Source organism: Pseudomonas tremae (genome assembly GCF_001401155.1).
Classification (GTDB): Bacteria; Pseudomonadota; Gammaproteobacteria; order Pseudomonadales; family Pseudomonadaceae; genus Aquipseudomonas; species Aquipseudomonas tremae.
In genome coordinates, this window is the sequence record NZ_LJRO01000087.1 from 1 (window position 1) to 571 (window position 571).

General features: G+C 56.4%; 1 protein-coding gene. It reads left to right on the forward strand.

The annotated features are described in order from the left end of the window. Positions 1-528: mechanosensitive ion channel family protein (locus tag ALO43_RS06550; protein ID WP_157062269.1), on the forward strand; the 528-nt coding region annotated here is incomplete at its 5' end. Positions 529-571 lie beyond the last annotated feature (43 nt).

Here is a 571-nt window from a genome sequence, read left to right on the forward strand (position 1 = left end):
AGCTTTGCGGCATTGCTGGCGGCCGTGGCGCTGGCGATCGGCATGGCGTGGTCGGGTTTGCTGGCCAATCTGGCGGCAGGTGGTTTCATCATCGTGCTGCGGCCCTTTAAGGTCGGCGATATGATTTCGGCTGCGGGTGTGACCGGGACAGTGGTCGAAATCGGACTGTTCGTCACATCGATCAACGCCTCGGAAAACGTGTTGAATCTGGTGGGCAACAACAAGATCTTCTCTGACACGATCATCAATTTTTCCAGCAATGATTTCCGCAGCGTCGAACTGACCGCAATATTGCCAGGCACTGCCGACGAGCAGGCGATCATTCCGCGCCTCAAGGATCAAATCGCCCGCCTCCCCAATGTACTGAGCAGCCCCGCGGTCGATGTGCATCTGTCCTCTACGACAGCCGATTCCATCACACTGTCAGTACGGCCCTATTGCCACAATAATCACTATGATTCGGTGCATCGCCAGACGCTTGCCCTGATCAGAGCGTTGATGCTGAACATGTCTGAGCGGCACGCATAGGCAAAATTCATCGCCCACCGGCTAACCTGAACCCGTCAGCAGC